Origin of the sequence: Mesobacillus maritimus (genome assembly GCF_019749255.1) — a bacterium.
Classification (GTDB): domain Bacteria; phylum Bacillota; class Bacilli; order Bacillales; family Cytobacillaceae; genus Mesobacillus_B; species Mesobacillus_B maritimus_A.
In genome coordinates, this window is sequence record NZ_JACWFH010000008.1 from 572,691 (window position 1) to 592,168 (window position 19,478).

At 40.8% G+C, this 19,478-nt stretch carries 22 protein-coding genes; 20 read left to right on the top strand and 2 right to left on the bottom strand.

Translation table 11 applies throughout. The features are described from left to right. Window positions 1-77 precede the first annotated feature (77 nt). The 4 genes from H0185_RS08275 (at window position 78) to H0185_RS08290 (ending at window position 4,230) form a co-directional block, all read left to right on the top strand. Window positions 78-971, top strand: coding sequence for a R2-like ligand-binding oxidase (locus H0185_RS08275; protein WP_221872946.1), 894 nt, complete (start codon window positions 78-80; stop codon window positions 969-971). Window positions 972-1,039: 68 nt separating this feature from the next. After that, on the top strand, window positions 1,040-2,560 hold the full coding sequence (locus tag H0185_RS08280) for an aldehyde dehydrogenase family protein (RefSeq protein WP_221872948.1): 1,521 nt from the start codon (window positions 1,040-1,042) through the stop codon (window positions 2,558-2,560). Window positions 2,561-2,609: 49 nt separating this feature from the next. Then, window positions 2,610-3,827 carry an iron-containing alcohol dehydrogenase gene (locus tag H0185_RS08285; protein ID WP_221872950.1) on the top strand — a complete coding sequence of 406 codons (1,218 nt, stop codon included), beginning with the start codon at window positions 2,610-2,612 and terminating at the stop codon, window positions 3,825-3,827. A 169-nt stretch (window positions 3,828-3,996) separates the two neighbouring features. After that, window positions 3,997-4,230, top strand: a complete 234-nt coding sequence (locus tag H0185_RS08290) for a hypothetical protein (protein ID WP_221872952.1) — start codon at window positions 3,997-3,999, stop codon at window positions 4,228-4,230. A gap of 409 nt (window positions 4,231-4,639) precedes the next feature. Here the strand turns inward: H0185_RS08290 and H0185_RS08295 are convergent, their stop codons facing one another. After that, window positions 4,640-4,786: a hypothetical protein gene (locus tag H0185_RS08295; RefSeq protein ID WP_221872953.1), complete on the bottom strand. Its 147-nt coding sequence runs from the start codon at window positions 4,784-4,786 to the stop codon at window positions 4,640-4,642. Between the two features lie 111 nt (window positions 4,787-4,897). Here H0185_RS08295 and H0185_RS08300 point away from each other — a divergent pair, with 111 nt between their 5' ends. Beyond that, window positions 4,898-5,146, top strand: a complete 249-nt coding sequence (locus H0185_RS08300) for a hypothetical protein (protein WP_221872955.1) — start codon at window positions 4,898-4,900, stop codon at window positions 5,144-5,146. A gap of 36 nt (window positions 5,147-5,182) precedes the next feature. Then, entirely contained in the window at window positions 5,183-5,692 is a 510-nt protein-coding gene (locus H0185_RS08305) for a mismatch-specific DNA-glycosylase (RefSeq protein ID WP_221872956.1), read from the top strand. Between the two features lie 291 nt (window positions 5,693-5,983). Here H0185_RS08305 and H0185_RS08310 read toward each other — a convergent pair whose 3' ends face one another. Further along, on the bottom strand, window positions 5,984-7,435 hold the full coding sequence (locus tag H0185_RS08310; RefSeq protein ID WP_425515815.1) for an IS1182 family transposase: 1,452 nt from the start codon (window positions 7,433-7,435) through the stop codon (window positions 5,984-5,986). A 402-nt stretch (window positions 7,436-7,837) separates the two neighbouring features. On the opposite strand from H0185_RS08310, the gene H0185_RS08315 reads away from it, so the two are divergent. The 14 genes from H0185_RS08315 to H0185_RS08380 all read left to right on the top strand — a co-directional run bounded on the left by H0185_RS08315 (window position 7,838) and on the right by H0185_RS08380 (window position 19,415). Next, window positions 7,838-8,272, top strand: a complete 435-nt coding sequence (locus H0185_RS08315; protein WP_221872957.1) for a peptidylprolyl isomerase — start codon at window positions 7,838-7,840, stop codon at window positions 8,270-8,272. Window positions 8,273-8,567: 295 nt separating this feature from the next. Continuing rightward, window positions 8,568-9,746 (top strand): acyl-CoA dehydrogenase family protein, encoded by a 1,179-nt coding sequence (locus tag H0185_RS08320; RefSeq protein ID WP_221872959.1) that lies wholly within the window; start codon window positions 8,568-8,570, stop codon window positions 9,744-9,746. A 60-nt stretch (window positions 9,747-9,806) separates the two neighbouring features. Beyond that, complete coding sequence (fabG, locus tag H0185_RS08325; RefSeq protein WP_221872960.1) at window positions 9,807-10,571, top strand: 3-oxoacyl-ACP reductase FabG; 765 nt, start codon at window positions 9,807-9,809, stop codon at window positions 10,569-10,571. A gap of 24 nt (window positions 10,572-10,595) precedes the next feature. Next, the gene (locus H0185_RS08330; protein WP_221872961.1) at window positions 10,596-11,042 is read left to right on the top strand and encodes a MaoC family dehydratase N-terminal domain-containing protein; all 447 of its coding nucleotides are present in this window, start codon (window positions 10,596-10,598) and stop codon (window positions 11,040-11,042) included. Continuing rightward, window positions 11,039-11,440 carry a MaoC/PaaZ C-terminal domain-containing protein gene (locus H0185_RS08335; RefSeq protein ID WP_221872962.1) on the top strand — a complete coding sequence of 134 codons (402 nt, stop codon included), beginning with the start codon at window positions 11,039-11,041 and terminating at the stop codon, window positions 11,438-11,440. Before H0185_RS08330 ends, H0185_RS08335 begins: the two co-directional genes overlap by 4 nt. A gap of 41 nt (window positions 11,441-11,481) precedes the next feature. Continuing rightward, on the top strand, window positions 11,482-12,249 hold the full coding sequence (locus H0185_RS08340; RefSeq protein WP_221872966.1) for a class II aldolase/adducin family protein: 768 nt from the start codon (window positions 11,482-11,484) through the stop codon (window positions 12,247-12,249). 91 nt (window positions 12,250-12,340) lie between these two features. After that, the gene (locus H0185_RS08345; protein ID WP_221872967.1) at window positions 12,341-13,279 is read left to right on the top strand and encodes a ketopantoate reductase family protein; all 939 of its coding nucleotides are present in this window, start codon (window positions 12,341-12,343) and stop codon (window positions 13,277-13,279) included. Between the two features lie 147 nt (window positions 13,280-13,426). Beyond that, window positions 13,427-13,816, top strand: a complete 390-nt coding sequence (locus tag H0185_RS08350) for a PaaI family thioesterase (protein WP_221872968.1) — start codon at window positions 13,427-13,429, stop codon at window positions 13,814-13,816. A 44-nt stretch (window positions 13,817-13,860) separates the two neighbouring features. Beyond that, window positions 13,861-14,259 (top strand): PaaI family thioesterase, encoded by a 399-nt coding sequence (locus H0185_RS08355; RefSeq protein WP_221872969.1) that lies wholly within the window; start codon window positions 13,861-13,863, stop codon window positions 14,257-14,259. 219 nt (window positions 14,260-14,478) lie between these two features. Then, window positions 14,479-15,684 (top strand): acyl-CoA dehydrogenase, encoded by a 1,206-nt coding sequence (locus H0185_RS08360; RefSeq protein WP_221872970.1) that lies wholly within the window; start codon window positions 14,479-14,481, stop codon window positions 15,682-15,684. A 21-nt stretch (window positions 15,685-15,705) separates the two neighbouring features. Next, window positions 15,706-16,479 (top strand): SDR family oxidoreductase, encoded by a 774-nt coding sequence (locus tag H0185_RS08365; RefSeq protein ID WP_221872971.1) that lies wholly within the window; start codon window positions 15,706-15,708, stop codon window positions 16,477-16,479. Between the two features lie 43 nt (window positions 16,480-16,522). Continuing rightward, complete coding sequence (locus H0185_RS08370; protein ID WP_221872972.1) at window positions 16,523-17,695, top strand: thiolase family protein; 1,173 nt, start codon at window positions 16,523-16,525, stop codon at window positions 17,693-17,695. A gap of 91 nt (window positions 17,696-17,786) precedes the next feature. Next, on the top strand, window positions 17,787-18,356 hold the full coding sequence (locus tag H0185_RS08375) for a TetR/AcrR family transcriptional regulator (RefSeq protein ID WP_221872973.1): 570 nt from the start codon (window positions 17,787-17,789) through the stop codon (window positions 18,354-18,356). Window positions 18,357-18,455: 99 nt separating this feature from the next. Then, window positions 18,456-19,415: an alpha/beta hydrolase gene (locus H0185_RS08380; RefSeq protein ID WP_221872974.1), complete on the top strand. Its 960-nt coding sequence runs from the start codon at window positions 18,456-18,458 to the stop codon at window positions 19,413-19,415. Window positions 19,416-19,478: the final 63 nt, after the last annotated feature.

Sequence of the window (19,478 nt, forward strand, 5' to 3'; positions counted from 1 at the left end):
TGTTCTAAACAGCAGTTTTTCAAAGGTACATCGGGGTATACCTTCAGATAAATAATTTGTGGTAGGGAGATGAACAGATGGAAAAAAGGACAATTTTAACGACTAGTAAACGAGGGTTACAAGAGGATTCTTTCCCTTTTCGCTTGTTTCAAAAAGCAAAAAGGCACGGGATTTGGAATCCGAGCGACATCGACTTCTCACAGGATGCTAAGGATTGGCAAACTTTAACGCGTGAGCAACAACAGGATATTTTACGGCTAATTTCTCAGTTTCAGGCAGGGGAGGAAGCAGTAACACTTGACTTACTTCCATTGATTATGACAATTGCTAAGCAAGGAAGACTCGAGGAAGAAATGTTCCTCACAACTTTCTTGTATGAAGAAGCGAAACATACAGAATTTTTTCGTCTAGTCTTAAATGCAATTGGTGAGAAAGGTGATTTAGCACATTTTCATTCTGATACCTACCAAAAGATTTTTTATGAAATTCTTCCGGAAACGATGGCGAGACTTGAGCATGACCAATCTCCCGAGGCAATTGCTGAGGCTGCGACGGTCTATAACATGTTTGTTGAGGGTGTAATGGCTGAGACAGGCTATTATTCTTTCTATCAATCTCTTGAAGAACTGGGACTAATGCCAGGATTATTGCAAGGTGTTGAAAATTTAAAGCGTGATGAGTCAAGGCATATTGCCTATGGCACCTTTCTACTGCAACGTTTAATTTGTGAGCATCCACACCTCTATGAATTAGTGGAAGCGAAAATGCAAGAATTGGCGCCGTTAGCAATAAGAATCAACCAAGAAGGTTTTGCTGGTCGAGATATAAGTGAGTTTGGGCATCTCCTTGAAAATACAATGAATTTCACTATGAAGCAGCTGTCGGTTAGGATGGATATTCTTTCTCGCGCAAGAGGCAAGAAAATTGAAGAAATCTACCGAGTTTCCGATAAAGAAATGGGTGTTTTATAGTTCTCTAACCAACTATTAATACTCTCTAAACATACTAGCTATTTAAAAGAAATTAAAGGAGGATAAAGATGACAGTAAAAGCTGAAGTACAAACATTTCCCTTATTTATAAATGGACAGTGGCAACCCGCGAGTAATGAAGAAACCTTTGACGTGACGAATCCGGCAACAGGTCAGTTGGTGGCTAAGGTAGCAAAAGGGACAGTTGAAGATGTTGATAAGGCTGTTCAAGCGGCAAGGGAGGCTTTTGATAACACGGAATGGCGAAATATGAGTCCAAAGGAACGTGCGAATGTTCTTTATAATATCTCCTATGCAATTGCAGAGAGTGGGGAGGAACTCGCGTATCTAGAATCGGTTAGTTCTGGGGCTACAGTCCGTAGAATCAGTGGAAACGACATATTACAAATGGTTGATTTATTTCAGACGCTCGCGAAATTTGTCTTAGAGTACGAGTTTTCTGAAACACTTCCTTCTCCACCTTTCCCGGGACCAGCACATAATTTTATTTGGCGTGAACCAATCGGGGTTTGTGCGGCAATTACACCTTGGAACTTACCAATGGTAATTGCAACGTGGAAAATTGCTCCAGCGCTGGCGATGGGCAATACGATTGTCATCAAGCCGGCAAGCTATACTCCACTATCAACTTTGAAATTGGCAGAAATCATTTCTCAGGTAGTACCACCAGGTGTAATTAATGTAGTGACTGGAGCAGGTGGGGATGTGGGAGAAGCCCTGATCCGTCATCCGCAAGTAGATAAAGTAGCCTTTACAGGTTCCACAGAAGTAGGACGTAGGGTGATGGAATTATCTGCCGGGACAATTAAAAATACGACACTCGAGCTAGGAGGGAAATCTCCAAATATTATTCTTGAGGATGCGGATTTATCCATTGCACTTCCGGGTAGCTTATTTGGCGTTTTCCTTCATTCAGGTCAGCTTTGCGAATCAGGGACAAGGTTGTTTGTACCGGATCATCTCCACGACGTGATTGTTGAAGGATTAGTGAACCTTGCTAGCAAAATTAAACCAGGTAATCCACTCGACCCAGCTACAGATATTGGCCCGGTTATTTCTAAAAAACAAAAGGAGAGCATTCTATCTTATATCGAAGCAGGAAAACAAGAAGGGGCAACATTAGTTTGTGGTGGTAGAGAAGTAAAGGTGCCAGGCTGTGAAGAGGGACATTTTATTGAGCCAACGATTTTTACAAATGTAACCAATGATATGAAAATAGCTAGAGAGGAAATTTTTGGACCGGTACTATCGGTTATCCGTTATTCTGATGTTGATGAAGCGATTAAAATGGCGAATGACACTATTTATGGCCTCGCTGCTGGAGTGTGGACGAGTGATGTCAATAAGGCATATGAAGTGGCCAGGAAGCTTCAGGCAGGAGTGGTTTGGATCAATGATTGGCATATGTTGAGAAACGATGCTCCGTTTGGAGGGTATAAGCAAAGTGGAATTGGTCGAGAAATGGGTAAGCACTCTTTAGACGCCTACACACAAGTCAAGCATGTTCACACTTCAATGGTACCGGAACTCCACCGACGCAACTGGTATGGTTTACTCTTTTCGGAGTGATAGTGATTCGCAATAAATCTATAAAAATATGATGATGAGGTGAGGAAAAATGCAAACAAGAACAATGTCTGAATTCATGCTACGTACGGCAATCTATAGTGGTTCAAATACTAGAGCGATCGTTCCAAATCTTTTTAAAGGTCTTGGAGCAAAGCGGGTATTGTTATTAAGCGATAGAGGTCTAGAGCAGGCTGGGATTGTAGAAAAGGTTGCACAAATTTTCTCTTTAACTCCACAAGGTTCAGGTCCAGAATTAGCAGGCATTTACCTCGATATTGCCCAGGATGCCGAAAGTAAGAGTGTTAATGAAGCGGCTCGTTATGCCCGAGAAATTGGTGCTGATGGATTACTAGCTGTCGGGGGCGGAAGTGTTTTAGATACAGTAAAGGGTGTAAAATATGCACTGCATCACGGCTTATCTGATATTAAGGAAGCAATACCTGGAGGATTTGTTATGGAGCAATTTCCAAAAGCAAATCATATCCCAATTCCACATATTGCGATTCCGACAACAGCAGGGACGGGATCAGAAGTTTCACCAATCGCGGTAATCTTTAATGAAGAAATACAAATGAAAACAAATATTATTAATCCATTCTTATCGGCAGATATGGCAGTGTTGGATCCTGATTTGACCGTAGGATTACCACCGGCTATTACAGCGTTTACAGGGTTTGATGCATTAACACATGCAATTGAAGCCTTGGCTTCCCCTACAGCAACGGCATTGACTGACGCCCATGCTTTGCATGCAATTCGGTTAATTGAGAAGAATTTGCCTGAGGTGGTTGCAAACGGAGGCAATGTGGACGCCAGAATGGAGATGCTTCAGGCAAGTTTAATGGGAATTACAGCCTTTAGCTTTGCGTTAAATGCAATCCCAGTTCATAATTTTGCGCATGCTTATGGTGCATTGTTTCGCATCCCGCATGGGCTAGCAAACGCTGTATTTTTACCAGTTGTAATGGAATCAGTGCCACAGCTATATTTGCCTAAAATTAGGGAGTTGGCCGAGGCTCTTCGAGTGGACGTGTTAATTGAAGACGATTCACAAACGATTTTGGCAAAGACTGTTGAGAAAATAAGGCTCTTACAGCAAAAGACAGGATTACCACAGGACTTTGCTTCCTACAATTTGACAGAAGCAGACCTGGCTAAAGCAATACCGGCGGTAAGCAAGGATCCAGCTGCGGTAAACTTCCCAATGCCTAAAGAGCTCATTGCAGCAGTCGGTCAACGTGTTGTTCCGTCAGGGGTAAATAACTAATAAAATATAAGATTATAACAAAAGAGGTGCAGTTATGCACCTCTTTTTATACCTTTTTCACGAAATTGCTGAAAGTTTTTGTCTATATTTTGAACATTTTTGTTGCTATCCGTAAAATCATACGGTATTATTTCCTTAACAAGAAAAAATTAGTATAGGGGCTGAAAAAATGGTTCGGATGTCTGTTGCTGGTGTTGCAGGGTTTATCCTCGTGTTCATAGAATCCTATATTGTAATGCTATTCAAAGGGTATCAAACCGTTGAATTTGGCGGAATTTCCCCGTTTGTTAGTGTCTGGGCTATGAATTTCTTCCTCTTATTTTCAATATTGACACAAGTAAAAAATTGGTATCTTGAACGAGAAGAAGAGCGAGCAGAAAATTACAGTGATGAACGACTATAAGATAGATAAATCTAGGATGCCCCTTCATAAAGAGGCATCCTTTTGTTTTACGATAGATCTTGTTTAGACAGTTCGAGGCTATATATACCATTTCTGTGCTTTGCTTATCGGTTATTTCCCAGATGGCGCTAAACCAGACAGGATCGAGTCATGAGTTGGCCTCTATTTTCCTATACGGCGACTTTTTAGAAGAGTTTTGGGAGTTAGAGCCAATCCATTTCCCTGGTCATGTATTTTTAGGCTGTTACGGTTAATTAGAAGGCTGTTATTTCCCGTTCAGTGCCTTTCTAAGAACTGATCGGGCAATGAGAAGCACATACCGGCGTCAGTACTAGTTCTGCTGCCAGGCTTACAACTGCCTGGATTATGTTTAAAACTTAGAGAGCTACTGCCGGTTGTAAAACATTTATCATTCGTTTTCTTCCTTTTCCGAATCCTCAGCTGCAGCTCTTAATTCGGCGTAAAATAAATCTTCATTACAAATCAAGCTATGCTCACCGTGGGTATTTTCAGTTGGTAGCACGACATCTTGAAACTCCTTCTGTTTATCCTTCATTGCATCATCTCCTTTTTACCATGTTATCATTTCCTTTTTTGTCTAGATTAAGCATGAATACGATTGAATTATGGTGACCCGGAAATACTAGATGAATGAAGGAGGATGAGAATGGAAAGTAGTGAAATAGAAGAAATGTTTGACGATTGCGGATGGTCAACTATTTATGAAAAACATCAATATAAATTCTGGTTAACAGGTATAGCTGAAACCATTCAAGAAGATGTCTTGCGTGCCTTCCTTGATGCATATTCTTACGAGGATGCAGAAAACCAATGCTTTGACGAGTTGCTCTATCAACTGCGAGTGTTTAAGTACGTTTATGAAAGAAATGATTTTAGAATCTTTCCCAGATCGTAAAAAGGCGAAGATAAAAAGTAAAAATGAGGGAGATAAATGAAAACCATTGGAGATCACCTTGATAAAAACTTAGATATTGTTTTTATTGGTTTCAATCCAAGTATTCGCTCCGGAGAAACAGGTCATCATTATGCGAATCCAAATAATCGCTTTTGGAAAATATTATATGAAGCAGGACTAACATCTAGGAAGTATGAGGCTGTTGAGGACGCGTCAATCGTTAACATCGGGTATGGTCTAACCAATATCGTTGCTAGACCTACTAAGGCAGCAGATGAGATTACGAAGGAAGAATATCGTGTAGGCCGAGAAAGTCTAAAATCCAAACTTGAATATTATCGTCCGAAAATTGCTTGCTTTGTTGGAAAAGGTGTATATCAAGAATATAGCGGGAAAAGGAAAATGGATTGGGGCGTTCAAGAAGAACCAGTAATTAAAGGGATTGTTGACTTTGTTGCTCCTTCCTCAAGCGGGCTTGTTAGGATGAAACTTGAGGAGATTGTTCAAATTTACCACCAATTAGCGGATATAAAAAATAAAAACTAGAGAAACCCTCTAGTTCGCGACCTTTATGTAACCTGCAAAAGCAGGGCTCCTTCCGTCCGTACAGTGGTTAAGTGTCCCGCAACAAGCGAAAGATCGGAAGGAGCATTCTTATTATATCATATTTACAGTAGAAATATACACTCTAAAAAGACCGAAGGACAAGTGAGGCCACTGAAAAACTGACGTTTTTCTTAATTCTTAAGAAAAGCTCAGAAAAAGACGACTTACATTCAGTTTTTTTGAATGTAAAGTCGTCTTTTTTCGTATGTTGATAGGGATTTACCCCTTTTTTTATTTCATTAGCTTCAAAATCCTTTTCACATTTACGGCAAAGATTGCCATGGCCCCTTGCAACTCCATGCCAAGTAGACCCGAGGATGTGGCTACATCATACCCGTGTCGGTGTTTTAATTCGCTATTTTTAGCTTCTATTTTATATCTCTCTTTCGACTTTTCTTTAAAATAGTCGCTTTCTTGAAATTTTATCTGTTCCGTATGTACATTGGATTTAATACTTACAGAATAGCTCTTGCTTTTTGCTCCTTCCTTATAGCATCCATCTTTGAAAGGACATCGTTTACACCTCTCAATATCAAAGTAATACGTGTCTACTTGGTTTGCAGCTACCCCTTTTTTACCTTGTCGAGCTTTCCGAATAGCCATGTGACCTGCCTTACAAACATACATTCCAGCATCTTTATTAAATTCAAATTCATCTTCCTTTTTACGGAAACCTTGTGTTACAGAAGGGTTTAATTTGGCTACTAGTTTCATTTCATTCTCATTTGTGTATTCGATGTTTCCCTTTTCAGAGTAGGCTGCATCACCGATGACAGTTTTAACGTCCATACCAGCTTTGATACTTTTTTCAATTAGTGTTTGCAGTTGCTTTCCGTCATTCTTTTCACCTGTAGTAACTGTTGCAGCTGTGATGATTCTCTCTTCGCTCATGGCAATGTGTGTTTTGTATCCAAAGAATGCGGAATCCGCGCTTTTATGTCCAACTTTAGCATCTTGATCCTTTGAAAGTTGTAATTGTTCAAGGTCATCGGCAACTGTTTCTTTTAGAAGGTTTAACCGCTCTTTAACTTTAGGATATTGTACAAGAACCTCTTCTTTTTCAATGACTTCGATGAGCATTTGGCAATACTCAACTTCATCTTCAAACACATTCGTAGTCGTTTTGGTTGGAAACTTCTTTTTCATACCTTCGTCAATCTCATAAATGGTTTTTCTTAGCTTTTTAGAACGGTCCATGAGGACCTCTTTAGGAGACATTTGGTTATAGCGGGCTTTCGAATGGGTAGCATCAACGATGATTGAATTACCTTTGATAATGTCCTTTTCAATCGCTAATTCTACAGTTTTATTAATAAGTAGGTCTAAAAGGTTAATATTTTTCAACCGTTTCTTTCGAAACTTGGTTAGAGAACTGGGATCAATTACTTCTTCTTCTGGAGCCATGTGAAGAAAGTATTTAAAGGACATGTCATATTTAGAGCGTTCAACCAAGTCAACATCTGAAAGATCATGGATGGACTTCAAAAATAAGTATTTGAACATACGGATAGGGTCGATGGCGTTTCGGCCATTATCATGGCAGTAGTTATCCTTCACCTCGTCGTAAACAAAAGAAAAGTCAATCAAATCATTAATTTTTCGTAACATGTTATCTACAGGAACAATTAAATTATAGAGTTCCATGTATGGACTAAAGGTCATTGTTTGTTGTTCTTGAATCACCCGAAACCACCCACTTGAGTTTGATACTATAATTATAAAACAAAAAAGGTTAGATTCCCCAAAATATTTGAGGAACTAACCTTTTCCTGTTTTTTGCCCCGGTTGATTGAAGCGGAAGGCGCTTGACTCCTGCGGGAGCAGCGGGACAGGTGAGACCCCGCAGGAGCGCAAGCGATGAGGAGGCTCACCGCCCGCCCCGCGGAAAGCAAGCGCCTGGAGCGGAAATCAACCCCCTGGTTAAGAGAGCCATTATAGAAAAGAAGGCAAAAACGTTCACTAACTGATGAACGTTTTTACCTTTTGTTTTTAATGGACTTTTTCAGTGGCCTCGGACAAGTCCTTTTATTTTTAAGCTAAAAAATGGTATGATAATTGAGATTCAAAAATAAGGAGTTGTTTTACATGGCTAAAAAAGGATACATACAAATGAAAAGCGGAGATAAAATTGAGTTTGAATTATATCCAAACGAAGCTCCGGGTACAGTTGAAAACTTCGAAACCCTCGCAAAGAAAGGGTTTTATGATGGATTAACTTTCCATCGTGTCATTCCTGGTTTCGTTTCACAAGGAGGATGTCCTCATGGAACAGGTACTGGTGGTCCAGGATATACAATCAAATGTGAAACTGAAGGAAACCCTCACAAGCATGAAGCAGGTTCGTTATCAATGGCTCATGCTGGAAAAGATACAGGTGGCAGCCAATTCTTCATCGTTCATGAACCACAGCCTCATTTGAATGGCGTTCACACTGTTTTCGGTAAAGTTACAACTGGTTTGGAAGCAGCTAAAGCGATGAGAAATGGCGATGTAATGGAGAAAGTCGTTATTGAAGACTAACACCTTTTTAAAAATCCCTCTACTATGAGGGATTTTTTTGCATTTATGAATGGTATCGACAACATTGCTCATATATATATCGGGTGCTAGTTTTACATCTCAACCTCCAATCCCTCCTATGCCACCAACAAAACCACATCTTTATTCAATAAATTACAAATTAAGACTTGTTTTTTCAGAAAGTTCAAAATAGAATAGAGATATACATACCTACTGGTTGGTATGAAAAAGAAGGTACTAGCATAACCATTAGTAGTAAATTTCTACAATCAAAAATAGGAATGGGGATGAAAACATGGAATTACGCCTAACGGATGAACAAAAAATGGTCCAACAAACTATCCGCAAATTTGTGGAAAAAGAATTAATGCCACTTGAAAATGATGTACTAAGAAATGAAAGAGAAGGCAAACCAAGTCTACCACCTGGAAAGTTGAAGGAGCTTCAGTTAAAAGCTAAAGAAGCAGGCTTCTGGGGAATTAATACACCAGAAGAATATGGTGGTGCAGACCTTGGTCAAATGATGTTGGCACTTGTGTACATGGAAGTAGCAAAAACATTCGTACCGTTTAGCTTTGGCGGTTCAGCGGATAATATTCTTTACTACGCAAATGAAGAGCAAAAGAAGAAGTATTTGATTCCAACTATTAACGGTGATAAGAAATCATGCTTTGCGATGACAGAGCCTGGTGCTGGTTCTGATACACAGAACATCAAGATGACGGCTGTTAAAGATGGAAATGAATGGGTCCTAAATGGTGAAAAAACATTTATCACTGGCGGAAATGAAGCAGATTTCGTTATGGCTATTGCGATTACGGATAAGGAACTCCATAAGTCAACAAGAGGACGCGAAGGTGTGACATGCTTTATCGTTGACCGCGATATGGGCTGGAAATCCGAGTATATACATACAATGGGTGAATGGGGTCCAGCTGGATTAGTATTCGACAATGTTCGTGTGCCTGAAGAAAATATTCTTGGTGAGTTGAATAAAGGATATAACTTAGGCCTTGAGTGGATTGGCTTTGCAAGATGGATTGTTGGAGCTCGTGCCGTTGGAGCAGCAGAGCGTGTTATGCAAATGTCCATCGATTATGCAAAAGAGCGTGAAACGTTTGGGAAGCCAATTGCCGACAGACAAGCGATTCAAATTATGATTGCTGATTCTGCTGTTGAAATAGATGCGGCTCGTTGGTTAGTTTTAAACGCAGCTTATACATTAGACCAAGGCGAAGACAATCGTCATCTTGCATCAATGGCAAAACTTTATGGTGCAAATATGGGGAACAGAGTCATTGACCGTGCCCTGCAAATTCATGGTGGAATGGGTTATACAAGAGAATTGCCACTTGAGCGTTGGTACCGTGAAGCAAGACTTTGGAGAATCTATGATGGTACAGATGAAATTCAGAGAGTGATCATTTCAAGAAACTTACTTAAAGGTCATGTAAAATTAGGACAATTCATATAATATAGTTTGTAAGCGCTATCTAATAGATGCGAGTTTACTAGATTGAAGGAGGAAACGAGTATGGCAGGAAGATTTGAAGGAAAAGTTGCATTTGTAACCGGTGGAAGTAGAGGGATAGGAAAGGGAATTGTTGAGCTTTTTGCTGCAGAAGGCGCAAAGGTTGCCTTCATTGACTTAGATGAGCAAGCTTTAGCTGAGACAACTGCTGAACTAAGAGAAAAAGGCGTTGAGGTATATTCCAAGGTTGCTAGTGTTACAGATGCGGAGCAAGTAGAATCAGCTGTTAAGGAAATTGTTGATACTCTTGGCACAGTAGATATTCTAGTCAACAATGCAGGTGTTATCCGTGACAATATGTTATTTAAAATGACGGAAAATGATTGGGATACCGTCATGAATGTGCACTTAAAAGGATCATTCCTTGCGACTAAAGCGGTTCAGAAGTACATGGTAGACCAAAAATATGGCCGCATCATCAATATTTCCTCTACATCTGCACTTGGAAACAGAGGACAAGCGAACTATTCAACAGCGAAAGCTGGTTTACAAGGATTTACAAAAACATTGGCAATCGAACTGGGGAAATTTGGAATTACAGCCAATTCGATTGCTCCAGGATTTATTGAAACAGACATGACTAAAGAAACAGCACGCAGAATTGGAATTCCGTTTGAAGAATTAATTAAGGCTAGTGTAGCAAATATTCCAGTTGCTAGAAGTGGTAAGCCAGCGGACATAGCTAACGCTGTTGCTTTCTTTGCGGATGAAAATTCAGGGTTTGTTAGTGGTCAAGTGATTTATGTTGCTGGTGGACCGAAAAACTAATTCATTTTGTGAGGTGACAAATTTATGAAAGAAATGATTGGGAAAGCCTCAGCGAAGGTTCGAAATACAGTTGAACGCGGTGCAGTAAAAAAATTCGCCGAAGCGGTTGGAGATGTGCACCCAATTTACCTTGATGAGGAAGTCGGTAAGAAGTCGCGCTTTGGAGAAAATATTGCTCCGCCAACCTTCGCAAGAGTATTTGACTATGGAGTGATTGAGGGGTTAAACATGCCTAATAAGGGGTTAATCCATGGTGAGCAAATTTACCATTATGAGCGACCACTCTTGGTTGGGGAAGATGTTTATTGTTATGCCAAAGTATCCGATTATTATGAAAAACCAGGGGCTTTGGGCAATATGGGCTTTGTTGTATTAGAAAATAATGGCGAGGACAAGGATGGCAAAACGATTTTTACGTCTAAATCTATTGTTATTCTTTCTGAAGCTTATAGGAAGGTGCAGCAAGTATGACAAAGATTGCAGAGTTGTATGTTGGGGATACGCTGAATGAAATTCAGCTAGATCCAGTGTCTCGAATTGACTTGATCAAATATGCTGGTGCTTCTGGTGATTTCAATCCAATTCATACGATTGATGAAGAAGCAAAAAAAGCTGGCTTACCTGGAATTATTGCTCACGGTATGTGGACGATGGGAAATCTAGCAAAACTATTTACTACTTACTATGAAGAAGGATTTATCCAGGATTATTCAATTCGATTCCGTGGTATGGTCTTTTTAAATGATGTTGTCACCCTAAAAGCTGAGCTAAAGGAACGAGATGAAAATCTTTTGAAATTCGATGTGCTTGCTGTAAATCAAGAAGGTAAGCCTGTCTTGAAGGGCAATGTCGTCTATAGACTCTTTTAAGATATCCTTATCTTTCATAGTGGCGGGAAATGGAGGATTTTATGACTGTAAAAGCAAAGGTGAGTTTTAAACCACCTGTTTTCCAGACGGTGGAAGAGGAACGGCAACATTTAAAGGAACGATTGGCTGCAGCGTTTCGGTTGTTTTCAAAGTTTGGTTTTGATGAAGGAGTCGCGGGCCATATTACGGCGAGAGACCCTGAGCGGAAAGATCATTTCTGGGTCAACCCGTTTGGTGTTCATTTTAGCTTAATCAAAGCTTCCGACTTAATTTTATGTAATCATGAAGGAGAAGTCGTCGAGGGGGACCTCCCTGTTAATCGTGCGGCATTTGCCATTCATTCACAAATACATGCTGCCCGACCAGATGTTATTGCAGCTGCCCATGCCCACTCAGTATATGGGAAAACATTTTCCGCACTTGGGCAGCTACTTGATCCAATTACTCAAGATGCTTGCGCTTTTTATCGTGATCATTCACTATTTGATGATTATACCGGTGTCGTGCATGATCTGGAGGAGGGTCGTCGAATCGGTGTCGCTCTTGGAGATAAGAAAGCGTGTATCCTCCGAAATCATGGTTTATTAACGGTTGGGAAATCTGTGGATGAAGCCGCTTGGTGGTTTATTACGATGGAGCGGTCCTGTCAAGCCCAATTGTTGGCTCAATCTGCCGGTACCCCGATCTTGATCGATCATGAAGGTGCACAAGCTGCTTACAACCAGGTTGGGAATAGCAATGCTGGATGGTTCCAATTCCAACCATTATGGAACAGAATTGTCAAGGAACAGCCAGATTTGCTGGACTAAAAGATAAAGGCGAAGGGCGCGGAGCGCAACTTCGCCTTTTCCTTAAAACATATAAATACATATTCAATTTAACTGGAAGGAGGATTGCTTAATGAAGATTGGTGTGGTTGGATCTGGTGCAGTGGGTGGTTATTTTGGATCATTTTTAAGCAAGGCAGGGCATGAGGTCACCTTTATCGCAAGAGGGAGAAATCTCGAGGCGATGAAACGGAATGGCGGGATGTCCGTTGAGAGTATTGAGGGGAATTTTACGGCAACAGGTATCATAACCGACAGTTACGATGCGCTTATTGATTCTGACCTTATCCTCTTTTGTGTAAAGGCGACTGCTACGAAGGAAGTGGCAACCCAGCTTGTTCCAATTATAAAGAAGGATGCTTATATTCTTACTTTGCAAAACGGCGTGGATAATGAGGAGATTCTTGGTGAGATTTTCGGAAATGAGCGAATCCTGTCTGCAGCTACCTATATACAGGCACATATGAAAGAGCCAGGAGTTGTAAAACAAATTGAGAATCCTACTAAACTAGTGATAGGTGCGTTAACATCTGAGGGAGATTTGCCCTTTGTTAACGAAGTGAGTGAGCTAATGAACGCAGCGGGCATCATTTCCCATGTTTCTAGTAATATCTTGAAAGTAAAGTGGAAAAAGCTCCTCTGGAATGTAACGTTTAATCCACTGTCCGCTTTAATTGAAGGAAAAGTTGGCGAAATTTTAGATAACGATGGGTTGAGAATCACAGCAGAACGGGTATGCGGGGAAGCAATTGCCGTTGCCAGGAAAGCGGGCATCCCATTAGAAGACGCTCTCGCTCGTCAATTGATTGAGCAAAGCGAGCCGGCAAGACATCATGAAACCTCTATGCTTCAAGATAAACGGAACGGGAAACCGATGGAAATCGAATCCATCTGCGGCTATATCGTTAGGAAAGGGAAGGACTTAGGTGTAGAGACACCAGTGCTAGAAACAATTTATTTACTACTCAAAACAGAGGAAATGAAACGTCTAAGTCGTACAGCTAGTTATTAGGGTTTCAGGTTCGATTGTATGCAAGCTCATTTCTCATTAGTGATTTCTTAGGATTGCTCAGAAAGAGCTCAAATGAATTGTTTTGATCTTCAATGCAACAAAGTTTGAGAAAAGAGCCTTAAAGTAACAATGTGGAGGTGGAGACTGATGGAGGAGACAAAGAGTACGATATCCTCTTTTTATGATTATCTTGGTTTTATTGGGGATGAAACCTCTGAAACTGGCTTTGAACTCGAACTTCCGCTTAATCCCTTTTTACTTCAGGACGATGGGACAGTACATCCGGGTGTCTTTGCGACGATGCTGGATATTATGATGGGAGCGACAATTTCAAGACAGACTGATTCTTTTGCCACCACGATAAATTTGAATTTAAGTTATTTTGATCTGGAACCCAAAGCAAATTATACCGCCGAAACAGTCATTCTACATCGTGATGGAAAATATGTAACAGCAGATGGTGTAATTTATGATCAAAATAAAAAGAGAATTGCAAAGGCAACAGGATCCTTTAAGCTGAATCCAAAAAATTATTAAGAAAAATCAAATTTTGTCGAATTTAGGAAAGGAGGTGATGTGTAGTGACCGCTGTCGAAAACAAAAAGATTGATTGGTTTGACAAAAACCCGTATTTAAACCATCTAGGCTTTGAAGTGATGGTTCAAGACGGAAAAGATATTCTAGTAAAACTATCAATCGATTCTAGGCATCTAAATATCCAACAAAACCTTCATGGTGGGGTTCATGCATCGATGCTGGATACTATTCAATCAGTTGCTCTCAAGACTGTTTATAAAACAAATGTTACGGCACTGAATTTAAATGTCCATTATGTTACCGGAATCAACCAAGGTTTGATTACCGCTAATGCAAGAATCATTCAACAAGGATATAAAATAGCAGCGGTGGAATCAGAGATTGTTGATGAACGTGGTGAATTGATAGCAAAGGGATCTGGGGTTTATAAGATTAGAAGGTAGTCATGAGTTACATTCTGTATAACTATTATTATAGAAGAATTATATGTTGTGCATGAGTGATTAGTTGGGTTGGTTCGTGGGAGAACGAGACTCGAAAAATAATAAATAAAACGACAAAATTCGCTGTTGAATATTGCAAAAATTTTGTTTATTATTGTTGGTAGTTACATACCGACTAGTTAGTAGGCGTGAATGAATATTAAATGGGGAGTGTTCTAAATGGATTTTACTTATTCAGATAAGGTAAAAGAGCTCCAACAGAAACTAACTAAGTTTATGGACGATTATGTGTATCCAAATGAAAAATTATATTATGAGCAAATTGATCCTCAGGATCGTTTCGGTAAAGTTCCGCCAATCATGGAAGAATTAAAGCAAAAGGCAAAAGACAACGGGCTTTGGAATTTATTCCTTCCGGAAAGCGAATTGGGTGCTGGTTTGACCAATCTTGAATATGCACCACTTTGCGAAATCATGGGTCGCTCAAGCATTGCCCCAGAAGTATTCAACTGTGCAGCCCCAGATACCGGAAACATGGAAGTGCTTGTCCGTTACGGGAAAGAAGAACATAAAGAAAAATGGTTACAACCATTGCTAAATGGTGAAATTCGTTCTTGCTTCTCGATGACAGAACCAGATGTCGCTTCCTCTGATGCTACTAATATTGAAGCGAGCATCATTCGTGATGGTGACGAATACGTGATCAACGGAACAAAATGGTGGTCCTCAGGTGCAGGTGACCCACGTTGTAAAATTGCAATCGTAATGGGGAAGAATGATCCCAATGCACCTAAGCATGAACAACAATCTATGATTCTAGTGCCACTTGACACTCCAGGAGTGACTATTAAACGTGTTCTACCAGTATTCGGCTATGACCATGCACCACATGGCCATGCAGAAATTGAATATAAAAATGTTCGCGTACCAGCCTCTAATATGCTTTGGGATGAAGGAAAAGGATTTGCCATTGCACAGGGTAGACTAGGACCTGGTAGAATCCACCATTGTATGAGAACAATTGGTGCAGCAGAGCGGGCGTTAGAATTGTTATGTAAGCGTGTTCAGGAACGCGAAGCATTTGGAAAGAAATTGGCACAACAAGGTGTCATTCAAGAATGGATCGCTGATTCTAGAATTGAAATAGAACAAGCAAGGCTTCTTACCTTAAAAGCCGCTGATATGATGGATAAAGTCGGAAATAAAGAAGCGAAAGCTGAGATTGCGATGATCAAAGTTGTCGCTCCAAATATGGCATTAAATGTTATCGACCGTGCTATTCAAGCGTTTGGGGCTGCTGGTGTTAGTGAGGATACTCCACTTGCAGCAAGCTGGGCAAACATTCGTACTTTAAGACTTGCTGATGGTCCGGATGAAGTTCATCGTCGTGCGATTGCAAGACATGAGCTGAAAAAATACCTTTAATTCAAGGAGAGGAAGACAACCGTGCATATCAAGGATCTATTTGATTTAACAGGAAAAACGGCCATCATCACAGGAGGCGGCAGAGGACTCGGCGAACAAATCGCTGAGGGCTTTGCAGAAGCTGGAGCGAATCTTGTTCTCTGCTCTAGAAAAGAAGAGGCATGTGTAGAAGTGGCTGAGAAAATGAAAAAACTCGGTGTTGAGGCACTAGCATTAAAATGTGATGTAACAAGCCAAGAGGATGTAAATAAGGTTGTAAAGGCGGCACTCGATAAGTTTGGTCGCATTGATATCCTTGTAAACAATAGCGGTGCCTCCTGGGGAGCACCAGCGGAAGAAATGCCATTGGAAGCATGGAATAAAGTGATGAATGTAAATGTTACTGGAACGTTTCTAATGTCTCAGGCAGTTGGAAAAGTAATGATAGAACAGCAATACGGAAAAATCATCAACATCGCTTCGGTTGCTGGCTTTAAGGGTTCAAGGCCAGAAGTTATGGATGCAATTGGCTACAATGCAAGTAAGGGAGCTGTTATCACCTTTACCAAGGATTTAGCTGTTAAATGGGGACCTAAAGGAATTTATGTAAACGCCATTGCACCTGGATTCTTTCCTACAAAAATGTCAAAAGGCTTGTTAGAAAAGGGTGGGAACAGTATTTTAGAGGGGACTCCTTTAAGGAAATACGGTACCGAAAGTGATTTAAAAGGAATTGCCTTGTTACTTGCTTCCAAAGCGTCTGATTTTATGACAGGGGAAACGATTGTGGTTGATGGCGGAACGAATGCGATGTAAGTCTTGGACACGGACCAAACCTTAAAGAGGGGGAATGTACTAGATGAAAAGAGACGCGGTAATTGTCTCGGCTGTTCGTACAGCAATTGGTAGACAGGGGAGTGCATTAGCCACTGTGCCTGCACATGTATTCGGTGCTGAAGTCATTAAGGAAGCGGTTAAACGCGCTAAGGTTGACCCAGAACAGATTGATGATGTGATTTTCGGTAATGTGTTAAGTGCTGGTGGAAATATTGCAAGACTGACGGCATTGCAGACAGGTTTGTCGATTAATATACCGGGGTTAACGATTGACCGTCAGTGTGGTTCAGGTATCAATGCTATCAATCTTGCAGCACAGGCAATTAATGCTGGTGATGGAGATATTTATGTGGCAGGTGGTACTGAAAGCATGAGCCGTGCTCCTTACCTTTTGGACCGGACTGAAAAGGCATACAGCGCTGAACCTCCAAGGTTCAGAAAATCGCAATTATCGCCTGAAGAAATTGGTGACCCGCCGATGGGCATTACCGCAGAAAACCTAGCTGAGAAATATAATGTGACAAGAGAAGAACAGGATGAGTTCGCGTTATTGAGTCAACAGCGGATGGCCACAGCAATGGAGGAAGGCCGTTTTGATGAGCAGATTGTTCCAATCACAATTCCTGTTCGTAAAGGGGAGCCTATTGTGTTCAAAACAGATGAACATCCAAGGCCACAGACTACAATTGAGGCTCTGCAAAAGCTTCCACCAGCGTTTTTAGATGGTGGTACAGTCACAGCTGGAAGTTCTTCTGGTTTAAATGATGCGGCTTCTGCAGTTGTGATTATGTCACGTGAAAAAGCTGAAGAGTTGGGGGTTACTCCTCTAGCAACCGTGCGAGCATATGCTGTTGCAGGGGTAGATCCAAATATTATGGGGATTGGCCCAGTACCTGCCACAAAGAAGGTGCTTGAGCGCTCAGGGTTATCGATGGATGACCTGGACCTTATTGAAATTAATGAAGCATTTGCCGCCCAAGTCCTTGCTTGTAATCGTGAACTGAACATGAATATGGAGAAGGTCAATGTAAATGGCGGTGCAATTGCTCATGGGCATCCACTTGGTGCAACAGGGGCGATACTAACCACTAAAGCAATATATGAACTGAAGCGTTCAGGTGGTCGTTATGCTCTAATTACTGCATGCATTGGTGGCGGTCAGGGAATTGCAACAATCATCGAAAATGAAAGATAGTATAAAGGGAAAAGGAGGGATGCTGGATCTTATCCAGTATCCGGCCTTTGCTGTCTTATATCTTTTTCGAAGTTGAGCGAGGGGCGCAGCCATGAAGGAGAGAATCGTTGAAACCAGTATACAATTATTCGATAAAAAAGGATTTACGGGAACATCTATAAAGGAAATTGTTGAGGAATTGAATGTAACAAAAGGCACCTTTTACTATTACTTCAAGAGTAAAGAAGAACTGTTGAAGGATATTCATTTAACCTATATTGATGATCTCATAGAGCAACAGAAAGTCATATTAGAAGATTTAGAAAAGGATTGCGTTGCGAAATTATACAGCTTAATTTTTATGGTGATTAACAATATTGGAAGTAACCGTGAAAGCGCGAGGATTTTTACGCGTGAGGTAAGGCATCTTAGCGGCAAGAATGTTGAGGAAATCAGGGCAAAGCGGAATTTGTTTCGCAGGCAATACCAGGAACTGATTGAAATGGGTATTCGACAAGGAGAATTTAAGGATACGATTCCGGCAGATATGCTGACATTTGGAATCTTAGGTATTATTAATTGGACTTATTATTGGTATAATCCGGAAGGCGAAGTCTCAGAAGAGGAGCTTGCCCAAATGTTTACGAATCTCATCTTAGAAGGAGTAAAAGCGTCAAGCTAAGATGAATGTACTACTATCCTATGATATTTTCACTCGTTTATGTCTGAATTTTCATAATTGGGTTTATATAAAAATTTTCTCAGTAAGGAGAGGGTAGAAGTGGGATTGCATCCTCAAGTTCAATTTTTGCTACAAATGATCGAATCTAGAGGGCTTCCTCCGATGGAACAACTAAGTGTTCAGGAAGCACGCCAAGCTTTTGAAGCTTCAGCTAAATTAATGAGCAAGCCCGAAGTAAAGGTGAACACAGAGGATCGGAAGATTCAGGGATGTGAAAAAGAAATTGCTATTCGAATCTATACTCCTGAACGAAAGGGTACAACTGGTGCCCTAGTCTATTACCATGGTGGTGGATGGGTAATTGGGAATATTGAAACTCATGACGCCCTTTGCCATACCGTTGCAGCAGAATCTGGCTGTATTGTCGTATCTGTTGATTATGGTCTGGCCCCTGAAAGTAAGTTTCCTGAACCAGTAGAAGATGCATACCTTGCTGCCAAGTGGACTTATGATCACAGTGATGAGCTAGAAATTGATCCCAAACGTATTGCTGTTGGTGGAGATAGTGCTGGTGGAAATCTAGCTGCAGCTGTATCGTATTTAGCTGTTGAAAGGAAGAACCTTACCATTGCATATCAAATGTTACTTTATCCTTCTACGGGTTTTGAGTATACCGAATCGTATGAGAAGTACGGTGAGGGCTATTATTTAACAAAGTCAACGATGGCCTGGTTCCGTGATCAGTACCTAACGGGGGAGGATGACACTGAGAGTCCTCTAGCTGCGCCATTGCTTATTCCGGATGCTGCCACTCGACAATTACCACCTGCCTACATAATGACTGCTGAATTCGATCCTTTATGTGATGGAGGCGAAGCCTTTGCTACGAAACTAAAGGATGCAGGTGTTGAAGTGAAATATGTTTGCTATCCAGGAATGATTCATGGATTTCTTGGAATGACCGAGTTTGTCAGTGATGGGAAGAAAGCCGTTAGTGAAATCGCTAGCGAATTAAAAGCAAAATTCACTGCTGATATCAGTCATACAGAAAATCGGTAGAATTTGGCAAGGTAAACACATAGAAGTTTACTCTACCCAACTAGATATTTTACAAAGGAGAGA

Bases quoted from the DNA above. Each gene is read 5' to 3' on its own strand.
- H0185_RS08275 (WP_221872946.1), top strand. From the start codon at position 78: ATGGAAAAAAGGACAATTTTAACGACTAGTAAACGAGGGTTACAAGAG.
- H0185_RS08280 (WP_221872948.1), top strand. From the start codon at position 1,040: ATGACAGTAAAAGCTGAAGTACAAACATTTCCCTTATTTATAAATGGA.
- H0185_RS08285 (WP_221872950.1), top strand. From the start codon at position 2,610: ATGCAAACAAGAACAATGTCTGAATTCATGCTACGTACGGCAATCTAT.
- H0185_RS08290 (WP_221872952.1), top strand. From the start codon at position 3,997: ATGGTTCGGATGTCTGTTGCTGGTGTTGCAGGGTTTATCCTCGTGTTC.
- H0185_RS08295 (WP_221872953.1), bottom strand. From the start codon at position 4,786: ATGAAGGATAAACAGAAGGAGTTTCAAGATGTCGTGCTACCAACTGAA.
- H0185_RS08300 (WP_221872955.1), top strand. From the start codon at position 4,898: ATGGAAAGTAGTGAAATAGAAGAAATGTTTGACGATTGCGGATGGTCA.
- H0185_RS08305 (WP_221872956.1), top strand. From the start codon at position 5,183: ATGAAAACCATTGGAGATCACCTTGATAAAAACTTAGATATTGTTTTT.
- H0185_RS08315 (WP_221872957.1), top strand. From the start codon at position 7,838: ATGGCTAAAAAAGGATACATACAAATGAAAAGCGGAGATAAAATTGAG.
- H0185_RS08320 (WP_221872959.1), top strand. From the start codon at position 8,568: ATGGAATTACGCCTAACGGATGAACAAAAAATGGTCCAACAAACTATC.
- fabG (WP_221872960.1), top strand. From the start codon at position 9,807: ATGGCAGGAAGATTTGAAGGAAAAGTTGCATTTGTAACCGGTGGAAGT.
- H0185_RS08330 (WP_221872961.1), top strand. From the start codon at position 10,596: ATGAAAGAAATGATTGGGAAAGCCTCAGCGAAGGTTCGAAATACAGTT.
- H0185_RS08335 (WP_221872962.1), top strand. From the start codon at position 11,039: ATGACAAAGATTGCAGAGTTGTATGTTGGGGATACGCTGAATGAAATT.
- H0185_RS08340 (WP_221872966.1), top strand. From the start codon at position 11,482: ATGACTGTAAAAGCAAAGGTGAGTTTTAAACCACCTGTTTTCCAGACG.
- H0185_RS08345 (WP_221872967.1), top strand. From the start codon at position 12,341: ATGAAGATTGGTGTGGTTGGATCTGGTGCAGTGGGTGGTTATTTTGGA.
- H0185_RS08350 (WP_221872968.1), top strand. From the start codon at position 13,427: ATGGAGGAGACAAAGAGTACGATATCCTCTTTTTATGATTATCTTGGT.
- H0185_RS08360 (WP_221872970.1), top strand. From the start codon at position 14,479: ATGGATTTTACTTATTCAGATAAGGTAAAAGAGCTCCAACAGAAACTA.
- H0185_RS08370 (WP_221872972.1), top strand. From the start codon at position 16,523: ATGAAAAGAGACGCGGTAATTGTCTCGGCTGTTCGTACAGCAATTGGT.
- H0185_RS08375 (WP_221872973.1), top strand. From the start codon at position 17,787: ATGAAGGAGAGAATCGTTGAAACCAGTATACAATTATTCGATAAAAAA.